At 59.5% G+C, this 17,735-nt stretch carries 21 protein-coding genes and 1 tRNA gene; 18 read left to right on the forward strand and 4 right to left on the reverse strand.

All coding sequences use genetic code 11. The features are described from left to right. The first annotated feature begins 10 nt into the window (after positions 1-10). The 5 genes from hrcA to lepA all read left to right on the forward strand — a co-directional run bounded on the left by hrcA (position 11) and on the right by lepA (position 6,872). Positions 11-1,066, forward strand: a complete 1,056-nt coding sequence (gene hrcA / locus EKM85_RS04150) for a heat-inducible transcriptional repressor HrcA (protein ID WP_125585007.1) — start codon at positions 11-13, stop codon at positions 1,064-1,066. An 8-nt stretch (positions 1,067-1,074) separates the two neighbouring features. Further along, positions 1,075-1,683 (forward strand): nucleotide exchange factor GrpE, encoded by a 609-nt coding sequence (grpE, locus tag EKM85_RS04155; protein ID WP_125585008.1) that lies wholly within the window; start codon positions 1,075-1,077, stop codon positions 1,681-1,683. 32 nt (positions 1,684-1,715) lie between these two features. After that, on the forward strand, positions 1,716-3,578 hold the full coding sequence (dnaK, locus tag EKM85_RS04160) for a molecular chaperone DnaK (protein WP_125585009.1): 1,863 nt from the start codon (positions 1,716-1,718) through the stop codon (positions 3,576-3,578). A 136-nt stretch (positions 3,579-3,714) separates the two neighbouring features. After that, the gene (dnaJ, locus tag EKM85_RS04165; RefSeq protein WP_125585010.1) at positions 3,715-4,875 is read left to right on the forward strand and encodes a molecular chaperone DnaJ; all 1,161 of its coding nucleotides are present in this window, start codon (positions 3,715-3,717) and stop codon (positions 4,873-4,875) included. Positions 4,876-5,024: 149 nt separating this feature from the next. Then, positions 5,025-6,872, forward strand: coding sequence for a translation elongation factor 4 (lepA, locus tag EKM85_RS04170; protein WP_164510658.1), 1,848 nt, complete (start codon positions 5,025-5,027; stop codon positions 6,870-6,872). Positions 6,873-6,992: 120 nt separating this feature from the next. Here the strand turns inward: lepA and EKM85_RS04175 are convergent, their stop codons facing one another. Further along, on the reverse strand, positions 6,993-7,463 hold the full coding sequence (locus EKM85_RS04175; protein WP_125585011.1) for an ASCH domain-containing protein: 471 nt from the start codon (positions 7,461-7,463) through the stop codon (positions 6,993-6,995). 400 nt (positions 7,464-7,863) lie between these two features. After that, positions 7,864-8,229 (reverse strand): hypothetical protein, encoded by a 366-nt coding sequence (locus EKM85_RS04180; RefSeq protein ID WP_125585012.1) that lies wholly within the window; start codon positions 8,227-8,229, stop codon positions 7,864-7,866. Positions 8,230-8,388: 159 nt separating this feature from the next. Here EKM85_RS04180 and recJ point away from each other — a divergent pair, with 159 nt between their 5' ends. The 4 genes from recJ to EKM85_RS04200 all read left to right on the forward strand — a co-directional run bounded on the left by recJ (position 8,389) and on the right by EKM85_RS04200 (position 12,127). Continuing rightward, complete coding sequence (recJ, locus tag EKM85_RS04185) at positions 8,389-10,665, forward strand: single-stranded-DNA-specific exonuclease RecJ (RefSeq protein ID WP_125585013.1); 2,277 nt, start codon at positions 8,389-8,391, stop codon at positions 10,663-10,665. 12 nt (positions 10,666-10,677) lie between these two features. Continuing rightward, the gene (locus tag EKM85_RS04190) at positions 10,678-11,205 is read left to right on the forward strand and encodes an adenine phosphoribosyltransferase (protein ID WP_125585014.1); all 528 of its coding nucleotides are present in this window, start codon (positions 10,678-10,680) and stop codon (positions 11,203-11,205) included. A gap of 92 nt (positions 11,206-11,297) precedes the next feature. After that, positions 11,298-11,810 carry a Cys-tRNA(Pro) deacylase gene (gene ybaK, locus EKM85_RS04195; RefSeq protein WP_125585015.1) on the forward strand — a complete coding sequence of 171 codons (513 nt, stop codon included), beginning with the start codon at positions 11,298-11,300 and terminating at the stop codon, positions 11,808-11,810. A 2-nt stretch (positions 11,811-11,812) separates the two neighbouring features. Continuing rightward, a complete protein-coding gene (locus EKM85_RS04200) occupies positions 11,813-12,127 on the forward strand; it encodes a DUF960 domain-containing protein (RefSeq protein ID WP_125585016.1) in 315 nt (104 codons plus the stop codon). A 60-nt stretch (positions 12,128-12,187) separates the two neighbouring features. Here EKM85_RS04200 and EKM85_RS04205 read toward each other — a convergent pair whose 3' ends face one another. Then, positions 12,188-12,598, reverse strand: coding sequence for a hypothetical protein (locus EKM85_RS04205; RefSeq protein WP_125585017.1), 411 nt, complete (start codon positions 12,596-12,598; stop codon positions 12,188-12,190). Positions 12,599-12,790: 192 nt separating this feature from the next. Between EKM85_RS04205 and EKM85_RS04210 the strand changes: the two genes are divergently transcribed. Then, positions 12,791-13,018 carry a hypothetical protein gene (locus tag EKM85_RS04210; protein WP_125585018.1) on the forward strand — a complete coding sequence of 76 codons (228 nt, stop codon included), beginning with the start codon at positions 12,791-12,793 and terminating at the stop codon, positions 13,016-13,018. Between the two features lie 198 nt (positions 13,019-13,216). Here the strand turns inward: EKM85_RS04210 and EKM85_RS04215 are convergent. Next, positions 13,217-13,304, reverse strand: a tRNA-Ser gene (locus tag EKM85_RS04215). Positions 13,305-13,438: 134 nt separating this feature from the next. Here EKM85_RS04215 and EKM85_RS04220 point away from each other — a divergent pair. The 8 genes from EKM85_RS04220 (at position 13,439) to EKM85_RS04255 (ending at position 17,602) form a co-directional block, all read left to right on the forward strand. Continuing rightward, positions 13,439-13,813: a hypothetical protein gene (locus EKM85_RS04220; RefSeq protein WP_125585019.1), complete on the forward strand. Its 375-nt coding sequence runs from the start codon at positions 13,439-13,441 to the stop codon at positions 13,811-13,813. Between the two features lie 9 nt (positions 13,814-13,822). Next, a complete protein-coding gene (locus tag EKM85_RS04225; protein ID WP_125585020.1) occupies positions 13,823-14,002 on the forward strand; it encodes a hypothetical protein in 180 nt (59 codons plus the stop codon). Further along, positions 14,002-14,388: a DUF1093 domain-containing protein gene (locus tag EKM85_RS04230; protein WP_125585021.1), complete on the forward strand. Its 387-nt coding sequence runs from the start codon at positions 14,002-14,004 to the stop codon at positions 14,386-14,388. Before EKM85_RS04225 ends, EKM85_RS04230 begins: the two co-directional genes overlap by 1 nt. 95 nt (positions 14,389-14,483) lie before the next feature. Then, positions 14,484-15,092 (forward strand): DNA-3-methyladenine glycosylase, encoded by a 609-nt coding sequence (locus EKM85_RS04235; RefSeq protein ID WP_125585022.1) that lies wholly within the window; start codon positions 14,484-14,486, stop codon positions 15,090-15,092. Then, a complete protein-coding gene (locus EKM85_RS04240; protein ID WP_125585023.1) occupies positions 15,089-15,583 on the forward strand; it encodes a DUF3013 family protein in 495 nt (164 codons plus the stop codon). Before EKM85_RS04235 ends, EKM85_RS04240 begins: the two co-directional genes overlap by 4 nt. Positions 15,584-15,592: 9 nt before the next feature. Further along, positions 15,593-16,546, forward strand: a complete 954-nt coding sequence (gene prmA / locus EKM85_RS04245) for a 50S ribosomal protein L11 methyltransferase (protein WP_125585024.1) — start codon at positions 15,593-15,595, stop codon at positions 16,544-16,546. After that, positions 16,543-17,286, forward strand: a complete 744-nt coding sequence (locus EKM85_RS04250) for an RsmE family RNA methyltransferase (protein WP_125585025.1) — start codon at positions 16,543-16,545, stop codon at positions 17,284-17,286. Before prmA ends, EKM85_RS04250 begins: the two co-directional genes overlap by 4 nt. Continuing rightward, positions 17,279-17,602: a hypothetical protein gene (locus EKM85_RS04255; RefSeq protein ID WP_125585026.1), complete on the forward strand. Its 324-nt coding sequence runs from the start codon at positions 17,279-17,281 to the stop codon at positions 17,600-17,602. The genes EKM85_RS04250 and EKM85_RS04255 overlap by 8 nt, the downstream gene beginning before the upstream one ends. Positions 17,603-17,735 lie beyond the last annotated feature (133 nt).

The raw sequence follows: 17,735 nt of genomic DNA on the forward strand, positions 1-17,735 counted from the left end.
AGGTGGGATTATGTTGACAAAACGCCAACTGCTCGTCCTAACTCAGATCATTCGCTCTTACACCGAAACCGGCCAGCCAGTCGGGTCCAAGGCGCTGATGGCGCAGCTGCCGGTTCACGTCAGTTCAGCAACGATCAGAAATGACATGGCCGCGCTTGAAGACGAAGGTCTGATCAAGAAGACGCATAGCAGCTCCGGCCGCGTCCCATCGACTAAAGGTTACCGTTACTACTTGGACAACCTCGTCGAGCCGGCCGCGGTCATGCCTAGCGAGATTGCTGCGATCCAGCAGGGGTTCGGCGGGCATTTTTACAAGATCGATGAGATCGTGGCGCAAAGCGCGCGCATCCTGTCGAATCTGACGAGTTACACGGCCATCACCCTGGGCCCGGAGGTCACCAACCTCAAGCTTACCGGCTTCCGGCTGGTGCCGCTGGGCAACCACCAGGTGATGGCGATCCTGGTCACCAGCAACGGCAACGTGGAGAGTCAGCTCTTCACGCTGCCCCCTGAGATCGACTCCGAGGCGGTTGAAAAAGCCATCCGGATCATCAACGATCAGCTGGTGGGCTTGTCTTTGGGTGAGGTGGCCCAGAAGCTTCAAACCGAGGTGCCGACCGTCCTGTTCAAGTACATGACCAGCCCGGACGGGTTCCTTGATTTGTTTGGCAATGTCCTCCGGAAGGCCGCGGCCGAGCGCTTTTACGTCGGCGGGCGCCTGAACCTGATGGATTACCTGGGCGACAGCGACGTCGATCAGCTGAAACGGCTGTTGACCATGATGGACGAGGATCAGGGACCGGGGCGCCAGGGGTTCAACACACTGCTCGGCCCGCTCCATGATTCTCACATCAAGGTCAAGCTCGGCTCTGAGCTGACCCCAGACGTCCTGGAGAACCTGAGCCTGCTGACCGCGAATTATTCGGTCGGCGAGCACGGCACCGGCATGATCGCTTTGATCGGGCCGACGCAGATGCCATACTCCAAAATGATCGGTTTGCTTGATGCCTTCCGGGAAGAGCTCGCCAAGCGGCTGACCGATTACTACAATCATTACGATCAGTGATAGGAGGCATGAAATTGACAGAAAAGCAAACCAAAAAGACTGAAGCCAAGCAAGCACCAAAGCCGGCAGCCAAGGCGGAGGCGAAGGCCCAAAAGAAGGAGCCAAGCCTGCGCGACGAGATCGAGGCCGAAATGAAGGATGACCTCAAAGAGCAGGTCGCAGAGTCCGACGTTGACGTTGCGGCGCTGCAAAAAGAGCGCGACGAGCTTGAGGACAAGTACCTGCGCGCGGCCGCCGAAATGAACAACATGAACAAGCGCTTCAACAAGGAGCGCGCGGACATGGCGAAATACGACGGCCAGAAGCTGGCAGCCGCGGTGTTGCCAGTGCTGGATAACCTTGAGCGGGCCTTAGCGACCGAGGTCAAAGACGACGGCGCCGCTTCGCTGAAGAAGGGCGTCGAGATGGTCTACAACCACCTGGACAACGCCTTGAAGGCAAATGGCGTCACCGAAATTGAGGCCAAAGGCAAGTTTGACCCGACGCTTGAGCAGGCCGTGCAAACCGTGGCGGCCGATCAAGACCACGCGAAAGACACCGTGGTCCAGGTCCTGCAAAAGGGCTACAAGCTCAAGGACCGGGTGCTGCGGCCAGCCATGGTCGTTGTTGCAAATTAGTCAATTAAACTGTTAAAAGAAGGGAATTTACCATGAGTAAAGTAATTGGGATCGACTTAGGAACGACTAACTCTGCGGTCGCGGTACTTGAAGGCGGCCAGCCGAAGATCATCACCAACCCAGAAGGCAACCGCACCACGCCATCCGTTGTGGCGTTCAAAGACGGCGAAATTCAAGTTGGTGAAGTGGCCAAGCGGCAAGCCATCACCAACCCGGACACCATCACTTCGATCAAGCGTCACATGGGCGAAGCTGGATACAAGGTCAAGGTCGGCGACAAGGAATACACCCCGCAGGAAATTTCTGCGATGATCCTGCAATACATCAAGAAGTTTGCTGAAGATTACCTGGGTGAGGAAGTCACCGATGCGGTCATCACCGTGCCGGCTTACTTCAACGACTCACAGCGTCAGGCGACTAAGGATGCCGGCAAGATCGCCGGGCTGAACGTCTCTCGGATCGTTAACGAACCAACCGCTTCGGCCTTGGCCTATGGCCTGGACAAGGGCGACAAGGACGAAAAGGTCCTGGTTTACGACCTTGGCGGGGGCACGTTTGATGTGTCCATCCTGCAACTGGGCGACGGCGTCTTTGAAGTCCTGTCCACCAACGGCGACACGCACCTGGGCGGCGATGATTTTGACAACAAGATCATCGACTGGCTGGTCAGCGAGTTCAAGAAGGACAACAACATCGACCTGTCCAAGGATAAGATGGCGATGCAGCGCCTGAAGGACGCCGCCGAAAAGGCGAAGAAGGACCTGTCCGGGGTTTCTCAGACCCAGATCTCACTGCCATTCATTTCTGCTGGCGCCAACGGCCCGCTGCACTTGGAACGCACGCTGACTAAGGCACAATTCGATCAGATGACTGAGGACTTGGTCGACAAGACCAAGATCCCGGTTGAAAACGCCATGAAGGATGCCGGGCTCACCAACGCCGACATCGACAAGGTCATCTTAAATGGTGGGTCCACCCGGATCCCAGCCGTTCAGGAAGCCGTCAAGAGCTGGACCGGCAAGGAGCCTGATCACAGCATCAACCCTGACGAGGCCGTTGCGCTGGGCGCTGCCATTCAGGGCGGAGTCATTTCCGGTGACGTCAAGGATGTCGTACTGCTGGATGTCACCCCGTTGTCGCTTGGCATCGAAACCATGGGCGGCGTGTTCACCAAGCTGATCGACCGCAACACGACGATCCCGACTTCCAAGAGCCAAGTCTTCTCCACTGCTGCGGACAACCAGCCAGCCGTTGACATTCACGTGCTGCAGGGCGAACGCCCAATGGCCGCGGATAACAAGACGCTCGGCCGCTTCCAGCTGACCGACATTCCGGCGGCACCGCGGGGCGTTCCTCAGATCGAAGTCAAGTTTGACATCGACAAGAACGGCATCGTGCAGGTTTCCGCCAAGGACCTAGGCACCGGCAAGTCCCAGAACATCACGATCAAGAGTTCGTCAGGCCTGTCCGACGAAGAGATCGATCGCATGATGAAGGAAGCCAAGGAAAACGAGGAAGCCGACAAGAAGCGCAAGGAAGAAGTCGACCTCAAGAACGACGTTGACCAGCTGATCTTCCAGACCGACAAGACGCTGAAGGACCTCAAGGGCAAAGTGTCCGACGAAGAGATCAAGAAGGCGCAAGACGCCGAGGATGCACTGAAGAAGGCGCAACAAGAAAACAACATCGAGGACATGAAGACCAAGCGCGACGACCTGAATAAGATCGTGCAAGATCTGACCGTCAAGCTTTACGAACAGGCGCAAAAAGAGCAGCAGGCTAAGGGCGATGCCCAAGGCAGCAGTGCGGCTGGCAGCACCGGTTCCGCGGCAAGCGGCGACGATGGCAAGACCTTCGACGGCGAGTACAAGGATGTCAACGACGACAAGAAGTAATCGTCTGTCCTAGAATGAAGCCAAGGCCAACTGGCTTTGGCTTTTTGTTTGGTGAGGCGTTTTGCGCGCCTTGGCCAGAATGTGGTATCCTGAGTAAGCTTTTTTGGGCGTACGCACCCATTTCAAGGAGGCAACAATGGCAGACAAGGATTATTACGAAACACTCGGTGTCGCCCGGGATGCCAGCGACGACGAGATCAAAAAGGCCTTTCGGCAGCTCTCGAAAAAGTACCATCCGGACATTAACCACGCGCCGGGCGCCGAGGCGAAATTCAAAGAGATCAACGAGGCCTATCAGGTCCTGTCCGACCCGCAAAAGCGGGCGGCCTATGACCAGTACGGCTCTGCCGACGGGGCCCAGGGCTTCGGCGGTCAGGGCTTTGGCGGGAGTCAGGGCTTCTCCAGCTTTGGCGGCAGTCAAGGGTTCGGCGGCTTTGACGACATCTTCAGCCAGTTCTTCGGCGGCGGTCAGGGCGGCGGCCAAAGCGCCACTGCGCCGCGCCAAGGGGCCGATTTGCAGTACCGCATGGACCTGACCTTTGAAGAGGCGGTATTTGGCAAGGACACCAAGATCTCCTACGATCGAGAAGCGGTCTGCCACACCTGCAACGGCTCAGGCGCCAAGCCTGGCACCAGTCCTGTGACCTGTTCCAAGTGCCACGGTTCTGGGTACATTCAGGTGCAGCGCAACACGCCGCTGGGCGCAATGATGACCCGTGAGGTCTGCGATGTGTGCCACGGCACCGGTAAAGAGATCAAGGAGAAGTGCCCGACCTGCGGCGGCAGCGGCCACGAGAAGCAGCGGCACACGATCGACGTGAAGGTGCCAGGCGGCGTCGAGGACGGCCAGCAGATCCGGTTGCACGGTGCCGGCGAGGCCGGCACCAACAACGGCCCGTATGGGGACCTGTTCATCGTGTTCCGCGTGGCCAAGAGTGATAAGTTCGACCGCGACGGCACGACGATCTACTACAAGCTGCCGATCAGTTTTGCCCAGGCGGCCTTGGGTGACACGATCAAGGTCGACACGGTGCACGGCCCAGTGGAGCTGAAGATCCCCGCCGGGACCCAGACGGACAGCAAGTTCCGCCTGCGCGGTAAAGGCGCTCCGAACCCGAACCGGCCCAACGCGGGCTTTGGCGATCAGATGGTCACCGTCACCGTGGCAACGCCGAAGGGCTTGAACCAGAAGCAAAAGGACGCCTTGATGGCCTTTGCCGCGGCCAGCGGTGAGGACGTCACCCCGCACGAAGGATCGCTTTTCGACCGGGTCAAGGAAGCGTTCAAGAATAAGTAACCAAAAAGAAACTGCTCACCCGAGCAGTTTCTTTTTGAGTCCGCGCGCCTGACGAGTTCGTCCAAGCCGTTGTGTGGCCGTGCGGTTTGAGTCCATCCGGTCGGCTTGTTATAATAGACTGATTAGAACAACACAGAAAGTGGGCACTCATGGCTGATATCGATAAAGCGGCGCTAAAACGGCGCCAGCAGCATATTCGTAATTTTTCTATCGTGGCGCACATCGACCACGGCAAGTCGACGTTGGCCGACCGGATCCTGGAGCTCACGGACACGATCGCCAAGCGCGACATGCAGGCCCAGGTCCTTGACGACATGCCGCTGGAGCGCGAGCGCGGCATCACCATCAAGCTGAACGCCGTCGAACTGCACTACCAGGCCAAGGACGGGGAGACCTACATCTTTCACCTGATCGATACCCCAGGGCACGTCGACTTTTCTTACGAGGTCAGCCGCAGCCTCGCCGCATGTGAAGGGGCGCTGCTTTTGGTCGACGCCGCGCAGGGGGTCGAGGCGCAGACGCTGGCCAACGTGTACCTGGCGCTGGACGATGACCTGGAAATCGTGCCGATCATCAACAAGGTCGATCTGCCCAGCGCCCAGCCGGACGTGGTGAAGGAAGAAATCGAGGAAATGATCGGCCTTGACGCCTCGGATGCCATTTTGACTTCGGCCAAAACGGGGCTCGGGGTCCCTGAGGTCCTTGAGCGCATTGTCTCGGACATTCCCGCACCTAAGGGGGACCTGGATAAGCCGCTAAAGGCCCTGATTTTTGACTCAGTCTACGATTCGTACCGCGGCGTCGTGCTGGCCGTGCGGGTCGAGGACGGGATCGTTCAGGTGGGCGACACCATCGAGCTGATGAGCAATCACAAGCGCTACGAGGTCACCGAGGTTGGGGTGATGTCCCCGAAGGCGGTGCAGAAGGATTACCTCATGGTCGGCGACGTGGGCTACATCACCGCGGCGATCAAGACCATCCAGGACACCCGCGTCGGCGACACCGTGACCTTGGTCGATAATCCGGCGGACAAGCCGCTGGCCGGGTTCCGCCAGATCACGCCCATGGTGTATTCCGGGCTGTTTCCCGTCGATAACGCCAAGTTTAACGACCTGCGCGAGGCGCTTGAGAAGCTGCAGCTGAACGACGCGGCCCTAGAGTTTGAGCCCGAGACCTCGCAGGCGCTGGGCTTTGGGTTTCGCGTTGGCTTCCTGGGGCTCTTGCACATGGATGTGGTGCAGGAGCGCCTTGAGCGGGACTTTGACCTAGATCTGATCATGACGGCACCCAGTGTTGATTATCAGGTCGACAAAACCGACGGCACCAGCATCACGATCGATAACCCGGCGGAGCTGCCGGATACTAGTGAGGTCAAGGAGATCCGCGAGCCGTTCGTCAAGGCCAGCATCATGGTGCCCAACGATTACGTCGGCCCGGTGATGGAGATCGCCCAACGTAAGCGCGGCGAGTTTGTCACGATGGACTACCTGGACAAGTACCGCGTCAACGTGATCTACAACCTGCCGCTGTCGGAAATCATCTACGACTTTTTCGATCAGCTGAAGTCGTCGACCAAGGGCTACGCGAGCCTGGACTACGAGGTCACCGGGTACCGGGCGTCTGATTTGGTGAAAATGGACATCCTGCTCAATGGTGATCCGGTCGATGCGCTGTCGACCATCGTGCACAAGGACTTTGCGTACGACCGCGGCCGCGCCATCGTCGCCAAGCTCAAGGAGACCATTCCGCGCCAGCAGTTCGAAGTGCCGATCCAGGCCGCCATCGGGACCAAGATCATCGCCCGCAGCACCGTTAAGGCGTACCGCAAGAACGTGCTGGCGAAGTGCTATGGCGGTGACATCACCCGCAAACGCAAGCTGCTGGAAAAGCAGAAGGCCGGTAAGAAGCGCATGAAGGCGGTCGGCTCCGTCGAGGTGCCACAAGAGGCGTTCATGAGCATTTTGAAGATGAACGAGGACGATACCAAGGGGAAATAAGGATTCTTCGCGCAGGCGGCCCGGTTAATTGGCCCTTTTGCCTACGCTTTGCCTACGCCAAAAACACCCAGACCGACGCGTCTGGGTGTTTTTGCGCCTTGCCGCTGGGCAATGGTTTGATTAGTGTGCCGCAGGTGGGTACAGCACGTGGAAGGACTCCAGCACCACCAGCGAGGCGGCGGGGTCGAAAGTGAGGCCGGCCGCCTGGTATTCCTGGGTAAAGAAGGCCTGGTGCACCTTGCGCCAGTGGGCCAGCGTCCGGTCGCCTTCGCCCTCTTTGAACGCGTGCGCTGCGGGCACCGCGGCAAACGAGCGGACCTCGACGCGGTCGGTGTACACCAGGGCGACCGGGGCGCCGCTGCCGTCAAGAATGATGTCAAACGCGCCGGCCACCGGCAGGGGGGCGTTGTCCTTCGCGTACAGGGCGAAGCCACTGCTGGTGGCGGTTTTGACGCCGGTGCGCACGAGGTCAGCAAGGTGGTCTTGGTCGGCCTTGGTGGCGCCCAGTGCGTAGGCTTCGCCCAGCGGCGTGCCGGCGGGAATGACACCGACCGCAATCGCTGCCTGAAAGAATTTCTGGATTTGGTCCATGGAGTCTCCTTGTCTAATTGGGTTGCGGGTCGGGCTAAGACCGGCGACCCTTCGCACCTTGTCGTAATCGGGCGCCGGCTTGGCAACGCCCGAGCATCTAGCTACGCTCCCACCCTCGTCGGCAAAATACGCCGACAATGGTGGAAGCTAGGCTAGCTGTCGGGCTAAATACGCCAAGCCTCTGCACCTTCATAATTGGGCTTTGGGTTCGCAACGGCAGAGCGCATTGCTACGCCCGGCGCTTCACTCGCTTTGCGAGCAAAGCACCAGGCTATGATCAGCTTGTAGCGCATAGCGCGTACAAGCTGACATGCGTAGCGGCAATGCGTCTGCCTAAGTGCGCGAACCCGCCGCACCTTCAAAAAAACGCCTGCCGGGCTGGCAGGCGTGGGTCATCAAGTTAGAAGGTTTCTTTGTCCGCCTTGGATAAGGTTTCAGTCGGCATGGTCAAGCCCATGTGGTCGGCAAGCGTCCGCTTGGCGGCGTCACGGTTTTTGATCTGGTCCATATTCCAGATGATGTTCTCGATCTCACCGCCAGCGAAATCGAATTCCTCGCTGTAGATGTAGCCTTCTTCAGACTTGCCTTCGCGGGCCTTGGTCAAGACGGCGGCCAGGGAGCGGGAGTAATCGATGTCAGTCAGCCGAGGCAGTTCCTTGGGGGTCACAAACCCCTGATCGTTCATTGCCTTTTCGGCGATCTTGGCGTCCTCATCGGGGATGTCGACAACGATTTTCGTTGCCTTTTTTACTTTGTCTTCTGCCATAATGTTTCTCTCCATTTCGTTTCAGTCACTGATCGAAGTTGGGCTGAGATTCTTATAACAAGTTGATTATACCACGCTTTCATTACTGGTTTCCAAAAACTGTCCCGGCGGCCGCCGAGAAAGTCTGATATACTATTGCGGTTAGAAAGGAAGACGACGATGGCACATTACCAGTGGCAAGAAGCCGCCCAACCAGCCGCCGAGCAGATCGCGCAGGTGGCCCAGGACCTCGGCGTAAAGCCGTTTTTGGCCCGCCTGCTGATCCAGCGCGGGATTTTAGATAAGGACGCTTTGACCGCATTTTGCACGCCCGACCTCAGCCGGTTGAACGATCCCTTTGCGCTGCACGACATGCACAAGGCAGTCGCGCGGATCACCCAAGCGATCGCGCAGCAGGAGAAGATCACCATCTACGGGGACTACGACGTGGATGGCCTGACCGCAACTGCGATCATGAAGGACACCCTGGAAAACGCGCTGGGGGCCGACAACGTCGAGACGTTCATCCCGGACCGCTTCACGGACGGCTACGGCCCGAATCCTGAGGTCTACGATTACCTGCGCAAAAACGGCACCCAGCTGGTCATCACCGTGGACAATGGCGTGGGCGGCGCGGCCGTGATTGATCAGGCGATGGCTGCGGGGATGGACGTGGTGGTCACCGATCACCACGAGCTGCCGGCGAACCTGCCGCACGCCGTCGCCGTGGTTCACCCGCGGCATCCGGAAGGGCACTACCCGTTTCCGGACCTCTCCGGCGCCGGCGTTGCCTTTAAGCTTGCCAGCGCGCTGCTTGGCGAACCGGCCACCGATTGCCTTGATTTGGCCGCCATGGGGACCGTCGCGGACATCGTGAGTCTGACGGGCGAAAATCGCCTGATCGTCCAAATGGGCCTGCAGCTGATCCGCCAGCAGCAGCGGCCCGGGATCAACGCTTTGATCAAGGTGGCCGACCTGGATCCCGCCAAAGTCGACGAAACCGCGATCGGCTTTGGCCTGGGGCCGCGCCTGAACGCGCTGGGCCGGCTGGGTGACGCCAATCCCGGCGTGACCTTGCTGACCACGTTTGATGAAGACGAGGCCGCCAAGCTGGCCGCCACAGTCAACGAATTGAACCAAAAGCGGCAGGCGCTCGTGGCTAAGATCTCGCAGGAGGCCCTGGCCATTGCGCAAAGCCCAGAGAATCAGGCCACCAAGACGCTCATCATCGCCAGGCAGGGGTGGCACGAAGGGGTCCTTGGTATCGTGGCGTCCCACCTGGTCGAAGCCACGGGCAAGCCGACCTTGGTGCTGAACATCGCCAAGGACGGGCAAACTGCCAAGGGGTCCGGCCGCTCGGTGCCGGCTTACAACCTTTTTAAGGCGCTGGACGCGGCCCGCGCGCAGATGACGCACTTTGGCGGGCACGCCATGGCGGCCGGGCTGACGGTCCCGGTGGCCAACCTCAAGGCGGTGCACGCGGCGATGGAACAGGCCGCGGCCGTTTCGCTCAAGGCCGCGGCCAAACCGGTTTTGGCGATCAGCGGGCGGCTGGACGCGGCTGATTTGACCCTGGAGAACTACCAGCTGATGCGCCAGCTGGCGCCGTTTGGTCCGGGCAACGAGGAGCCGACGTTCGCCTACGTGCCCAGTCGCTTGACGGACGTGCAGCAAATGGGCAAAACCAACGCCCACCTGCGCTTTCGCGTGGACGGGCAAAAGGTCGTGGCGTTCAACCGGGGCGCCGACGCCGCGGCGCTTGCGGCGGCCAGCCAGGCCAAACTGGCGCTGCACCTTGACGAGAACACCTGGCAGGGCCGCACTAGCTTGCAGCTGCGCCTGGTGGACTGGGAACTGAAGGCGCCCAGCCTGATCGACATGCGGCTGCCGCAGGCCAGTGCCGAGCAGTTTCGCGGCGCGTACAACTATGTCTTCTTTGATGCCAAGCAGAAGCAGGCGCTGACTGCAGCCTTCATGTTCGGCGGCCCGACGATGATGGCGACGGCGCTGGCCGCGCCCGTAGCCAACGCCGTCCTGGTCGACCTGCCCCCGGATGAGGCGGCGCTGCAGCAAACCATGACGCACCTGACTTTGCCGGTGCGCGTGGTCTTCACGGCGCCGGCCGCCGCGCTGGTGGCGGTGCCGAACCGGCAGGAATGCGGCAGCGTGCTCCACTTTTTGGCGGCTAATCCCGGCTTTGACAAGCACCATCTGCCGGCCTTGGCGAAGCAGGTCCATTTGACGGTGCGGCAGGCGATTTTAGCCGTACAGGTGTTTTTTGAGTTGGGATTTGTTAGAATAGATGGGTCCCAAATCACCGTCACCGCCCATCCCGCCAAACGGGCCTTGCAAGAAAGCGTGGCCTATCAGCATCAAGCGGCGTTTTTGACGCTCGCGCACCGACTGCAAACAGCGCCGCGGGCAGAACTTGAGCGTTGGTTGACGGCAGAGAAATGAGGAATTGAATTCATGACGATCAATTATAAAGACTACATCGCAAGCGTCCCGGATTTCCCGGAACCGGGCATTGTCTACCGTGATATTTCGCCGCTGATGGCCAATGGTGAAGCATACGCCGCCGCGACGAACGAACTGGTCGCCTACGCCAAAGACAAAGGCGTTGAGATGGTCGTGGGCCCGGAAGCCCGCGGCTTTATTGTGGGGTGCCCGGTCGCCTACAAGCTGGGCGTCGGCTTTGCGCCGGCCCGCAAGAAGGGTAAGTTGCCGCGGCCAACGGTCAGCGCCTCCTACGACCTGGAGTACGGCAGTGAGACGCTTTACCTTCACAAAGACGCCGTTAAGCCCGGCCAACGGGTCCTGGTGGTGGATGACCTCCTGGCCACCGGCGGCACCATTTTCGCGACGATCGCGCTGGTGGAAAAGCTCGGCGGCATCGTTGTTGGCACGGCCTTCATCGTTGAGCTGGAGGACCTGCACGGCCGCGATAAGCTGAAGGGTTACGACATGATGACCCTGACCACTTACCGGGGGGCATAAGCTGACGAGTGCGGGCAACCGCACTTTTTTTAGCGGGGCGGCGAACTGTCAAACCCCGGCTGAAATCGGTACAATGGAACCGGAGGCGCAGCATGAGCAAGAAGAAAAAGGACGACAAGACCTTGGTCGAGAAGATGCTCGACAAGCAGAACGTGGCGTACACCCCGTACGAGTTTCCGACCCACGAGGCCGGAGACGTGGCGCAGCTATCCGTCGATCATCTGGCAGTGCCCGAGCACCGCATTTACAAGACGCTGGCTTTGACCGGCAATAAGTCCGGCCCGCTGATCGGCGTGGTGCCGCTGGACATGCACATCGATTACAAGAAGCTGGCTAAGGCCTCGGGCAACAAGAAGGTCGGGATGATCCCGCTCAAGGAACTGGAGAAAACCACCGGCTACGAGCACGGCGCCAACACGCCGATCGGGATCCATGCGCGGCACCACTATCCCATCTTTATCGGGGAAGAGGCGCTGAAGGAGCCGGAGATCATCGTCAGCGCCGGCAAGATCGGCCGCTCGGTCGGCATCGCGCCCAAAGCCCTCGCCAAGGTCGTTGACGCCAAGTTTGCGGCGATCACAAGCCCGGAGGAACAGGAGGAATAGACATGTTCTCAGCTAACCACAGTCGCTTTGCCACTTACGGCGTCATCGCCAAGCTCCCCGGCGAGATCATCGACTCGCTTTGGATGATCATCGACCAGGACCTGACGGGCGTCGTGGCGCTTGGCAACCTGCTTCGCTTTGATCTGCTCAACACGAAGGGCAAGCTCACCGTTGCGTTCTCGGAGAAAAACAGCGATACCCAGATTGCCTTTGACCTGCCGTTCGATTATGACCCCAGCTTTCCAGACACCGTGATGGCGTATGACGACGGTGAAAACCAGACGATCCTCCTGCCGGAAGAGGGCCACGAGCAGTAGGCCTTGCGGCAGGCAAAAGGCGTCCAGCATGGCTGGACGCCTTTTCCGTCTTGCGCCGCGCTAGAAGGCGGGCACGTTGATCTCTTCAAACGCGTTATTGATCTGCTCGCGGGCGGCTTGCTGCTGCCGCAGGGCCCCGGAAAACTGCGAGTGGTCGACGTGATCGGGCTGGATCGCGTTGAGCATGTCGATCAGCGATGCCCTGATCCCGCGCAGGCCGTGCACCAGCAGCTGGTTGAAGCGCTCATAGCCGGACGGCGCGGAGACGGCCGCACACTGATCGACGAAGCGATCGAAGCGGATGACGTTTTTGGTGAAGTAAAGGTGGATGCGCTCAAAACTTTCGCTGGCGAGGCAGTTGCCTTTCTCGATGTTATGGCAGGTATGAGCGTATTCCTTGAATACGGTTTCAAAAACCAGTAACCGTTCGAGTTCCTGATTGACACACTGAACATAGTCTTTTGATTGCATAGGTTTGCCCCCCTGACACGTGAATTAACTTACAACAAAAGGTTAACACGGTAAATTCTAATAATCAACATAATTTTATATCTATAATTAAAAAATGACCGTTATTCATTGAAAATCGGGATCGGCCGTTCTTTAATGGCTTTGGCGGCGCTATCAGATTCGGAATATTTTTCATTTAGTGGAGGAATAATGATGGAAGAAAAACAGTTAAGGGCATTGATTGCCGATGCTGCCGACACCTTGGCGGCGGAGCAGTTCACCGAAACTCAAGTTGAAGCGCGCGCAACGGCCTGGCAGAAGGCGGCACCGGCCGCCTCGCTGGCCGAGCAGACGGTGTTCATGCTGGCGGAGAACCGAGCCTACACCGAAGAATTACTGGCGGCGGTCCTCACCAAGGTGTTGGGCGAGGGGAGACACTAAGACAATTGGAAATTGCCGGCTGGTAGGAAGGGGTTACGGTTATATAGTTTTGCCTGAAGCATCTAGACCGATGTGATTGGCGGTTCAGCCAAATGGTGAGATTGAAATTCTTTTCTGTTTTCTTTCAGCTAAGATGAAGTCAAAAAAACCGCAACCCAGAGATAGGTTGCGGTAGGCTGAAACAACAGCCATCTAGTAAGGAGAGTACGAGATTCGAACTCGTGCGCCGGTATAAGCCGGTTCGACGGATTTCGAGTCCGTTGCATTACCACTCTGCCAACTCTCCATGTGGTAAACTATTTTCAGAACGTAATTCAGTATAGCAAAAGTTTAGTTTTTTGCAAATAGGGAATTCGGCGTTTGCGCCGCGCAGTGAACTTCGTATACTGAAGATATTCTTACTAAGGGATTGGTCACGTCATGAAACCTTCTATCATCAAATTGATCGGCCTTTACAGCCTGCTGTATGCGCTCTTCAGCGTGGCGGTGGTGCTGTGGGCCTGCATGACCGCACTGCACACAGGCTTCAGCCTGCCGGCAGTGGGGCGGCTTTTGATGCTGTGGGAGCCGAAGTGGTGGGGGGTGGGCGTGCTCGGCGCCTTGCTTCACGTACTCGGCTACCTGCGCGCGCTGAAACGGCCGCGGCTGATGCTCGGCAACCTGCTTTGCCTCTGGGCCTTTATCGGCTACGTGCTCGTGCCGAATTACAGCGCTGTGCTGATCGTGTTGCAGCTGGTCGCGGTGGCCATCATCATGTCCTACCGCCGGCCTGATGCCGCGGCGCTTCCGGAATAGGAGGGTGTCATGAGTTTATTCAAGAAATCAAGATCTGATCAGCCGGCGCTTCCTCAGTCTTACGATTTTGCCAAAATGGTGCGCAAAGCCCGCGAGGAAGACCCCGGCCGCTTCGCCAAACTGCAGGCCGCCTTCAGGGGACTGAAGAAGGCCCCAAAGAAGGACACTCACCGCAAGGAGGATCAATAATGAAAAAGATCATCGGTTTGATTGCCGCCGTCGTGGTTGTCGCCATCGGGGTGTGGGGCTACTCGTACTACCGGAGCACCTACCAAACGACGACCGCTTACGCGAAAGTGACCACAGTGGTCAAAAAGAAGGCCGTGGAGAACGGCAAGGATTATAAGGTCAATGGTCAGCAGTACTACTACTACGACTATGACTTCACCTGGGTGACCAAGAGCGGCGACACCCGGCAGCTCGGCTACGAAACCAAGCAGGCTCCGGATGGCCCAATGCCGCTGACCGTGGGCCAGTTCGTGACGGCTGAGATCTCGGCCAAGCGGGTCGTGAAGGGCCCTAGTCCAATCAGCAAAGGCAGCATTCCCAGCAGTGTGCTGGCGCAACTGAACTAACGGGGAGCCGGTCCGGTGGGCCGGCTTTTGCGTGGCGGGCAAAGAGTTTACCGCGGGCCCTTTTCCTCATTGAGGGAGTAGTTTAAGATAAAGTGATGGATGAAGAACTGGAAAAGTGGTTGACCCACGCCGCCACGCCGGCAATCGCGCGGGGGCTGCTCGGGGCGACCCTGCACAAAGGTCCGTGCGCGGGCCTCATTGTTGAAACCGAAGCTTATCTGGGCGAGACCGACCAAGCGGCGCATGCCTTTGGCGGCCGCCGCACCAAGACCAACTTGGCCCTGTGGCGCCCGGCCGGGACCGTCTACGTGTACCGCATGCGCCAGTATTGTTTGCTCAATTTGGTCACCCGGCCTGAGGGCGTGCCGCAGTGCGTGCTGATCCGCGCGGTGGAACCCACCGCCGGCGTGGCCTTGATGACGCAGCGCCGCGGCCGCTTCGGCCAGGCGCTGACGAGCGGCCCCGGCAAGCTGTGCCAGGCGTTTGCCATCACTTTGGCGGATAACGGCCAACTGCTGGGCGAAGGCGCGCTGAGCTTGAGCCCGGGCCGCACGCCAAGGGCGATCGCGGCGGCCCCGCGCGTGGGCGTCCCGAATAAGGGGGCGGCAACGACTGCGGCGCTGAGGTTTTTCGTCGCGGGCAATCCGTATGTTTCAGACGTTAAGCAAAGTCAGATTCACCCTAATGGAGGATGGCAATCATGAAGAGCCAAAACATGTTGGATTATATCGGCGACAAAATGGACGCGCTGGATTTTGACGGCGACTTGGACCTGAACTGGGACAAAGAGGCCCGGGTGTTTGAAGTCGAGATCACGATGACCGTCGAGGCGGCCAGCGGCTTTGAGGTGGAAGACCAGGACGGGCAGACGATCGACGACGGCGAGATCGACTACGAGGACGCCATTTTGTTCTATGATGCCACCCGCCTCAACGGGGATGACTACCAGGACAATTACCTGGCCGTCTTCGGTTTTCAAGGCAAGCAGGGCATCAGCAAAGCTACGGTGGACGCGGTCTTTAGCTACCTTCAGGACCTGCTTGATGATGGCCAATCGGACCTGATGGACTTTGTGGACGGCACGTCCGATGCGGACACCTTCGAGCTGCACTTCGACCAGGCGAAATACCAGACCGCCTACGCCAAGCAACCTGAGGCCGCCAAGCACGAGCTGCTGGCCTACCCCCAGTACTAGGAGGCGCCAATGAGTCAGTGGTTTGAGATCGCAATTGAAACCAGCAGCGAAGCCGTCGATGCCGTCGCTAACTTTCTCATGGAGGAAGGCGCCGGTGGCATCCAAATCGATGACGCCGCCGATTTTCAGGGCGGCGCCGTGAGCCAAAGCGGCGTGTTGTTTGATCCCGATAGCGTGCCGCACCGCCGCGCCGGGGCGAAAGTCAGCGGCTATTTTGCGGGCGACGCCCATCCGGCCGAGCTCGTGGCCACGCTGAAGGCACGGGTGGCCCAGCTGCCCGCTTTTGGCTTGGCCATGGGGGCCGGTACGGTCACGGCAGCGCCGATCGCTCAGGCCGATTGGGCCAACGAGTGGAAGAAGTACTACCGGCCGCTGCGCATCACGCGCTACTTGACCATCGTCCCGGCGTGGCTGGATTATCAGCCGCAGCAGGCCGGCGAGCAGGTGATGCGCCTGGATCCGGACATGGCCTTTGGCACCGGCAGCCATCCCACCACAGCACTGATGCTGCGGCTATTGGAAGAGCTGGTGCGCGGCGGGGAGACGATGATCGACGTCGGTACGGGCTCGGGCGTCTTGGCGCTTGCGGCGCGCCTGATGGGCGCGGCGCAGGTCCTGGCAACGGACGTGGATGAGGGCGCGGTGCAAAACGCCAAGGCCAACTTGGCGCTGAATGCGGTCGATCAGATCACGGTGGTCGAAAGCGACCTGCTTAACGGCATTGATCTCAAGGCCGACCTGATCGCCGCCAATATTTTAGCCAACGTGCTGCTGCCGCTGATCCCGCAGGTGCCCGCACGGCTCAAGCCCCACGGCCGGCTGCTTCTGTCCGGCATCTACCTGGATAAGGTCGCGGCGGTCAAGCAGGCGCTTTCTGCCAGCGGCCTTAAGTGCCTGGCGCAATATCAGCTCGGCGATTGGGTCGCCCTGGTGGCGGGCCACGAGCAGGAGGATCCCTCATGAACCGGTTCTTCACGAGCCACAAGCTGGTCAGCGGGCAAACGCTGACGCTTGAGCCGGCGATCCAAAAGCACGCCATTCAGGTGCTCAGGCTGCAGCCGGGGGCGCTGATTGAGGTGGTTGGTCCGGACGCGCAGCCTTATACGGCGGCGATCGTGGCGGCAGCACCCTTGACGGTCCAGGTGCAGGCGGCCTTGAGTCGGCAGAGTGAACTGCCGGTGAAGGTCCACCTGATCTGCGGCGTGCCCAAGGGGGATAAGGCCGAGCTGATCGTGCAGAAGGCCACCGAGCTGGGCGCCTTTGCCATCAGCTTTTTCAACAGCGAGTGGGCCACGGCCAAGTGGGACGGCAAGCGGGTCGCCAAAAAGCTGGTCCGCCTGCAGACGATCGCCCAAGGGGCGGCGGAACAATCGCACCGGAGTGTCGTCCCGCGCATTGATGTGGTAACATTAAACGAAACCACCCAGCTGCCGGCCGCTGCGAAGCTCGTCGCGTACGAGGAGAGCGCCAAGGCCGGCGAGCGCAGTGTGCTCGTGCAGACGCTTGAACAGCGCCCGACCAGCCTGCTGGTGGTCTTTGGTCCGGAAGGCGGCCTGAGCCCGGCCGAGGTCGCGCGCCTGGCGGCCGCCGGGTTTCAGCCGGCCGGCCTGGGGCCGCGGATCTTGCGGACCGAAACGGCACCACTATATCTGCTCAGCGCCGTATCCGTGCTCAGCGAATTGCAGGGAGATAAGAATGAGTAAAGTCAAAGCCTGGTTGAGGACCCCTTCAGCCCTGATCATTATTTTAAGTATCATCGCGACCATGGTCCTGCCGTGGGCGTTCACGCTGCTGCACATCCACGTGGCGGTGCGGATCTTAGTGCTGTGGATCCTCATCGACATGGGCCTGGCCCTGTGGTTCGGCCGGCTGATGAGCGGCTACCACCTGGGCTGGTGGCTGAGTCTGGTCCTGCCAGTGTGCTTTGGCATCATGGTCCTGGTGCGCTTTGCCAACTACGGCTACTGGTTCGTGCCGGTCTACTGGCTGCTCACGATGCTCGCTTGGACCCGTGACTAGTTTTTTTTCGCAAGATTGGTATACTCAAGGCTAAGAAACTCTGCATGGCACGTTTCCGGCGTGCTTTTTTGCTTACTAGGGCTGCGCGGCAGCCTGAACGCGGGCGGCTGCTGACTAGCTCCGGCGGCGCGCG

It is taken from the genome of Lacticaseibacillus jixianensis, assembly GCF_003946485.1.
GTDB lineage: Bacteria > Bacillota > Bacilli > Lactobacillales > Lactobacillaceae > Lacticaseibacillus > Lacticaseibacillus jixianensis.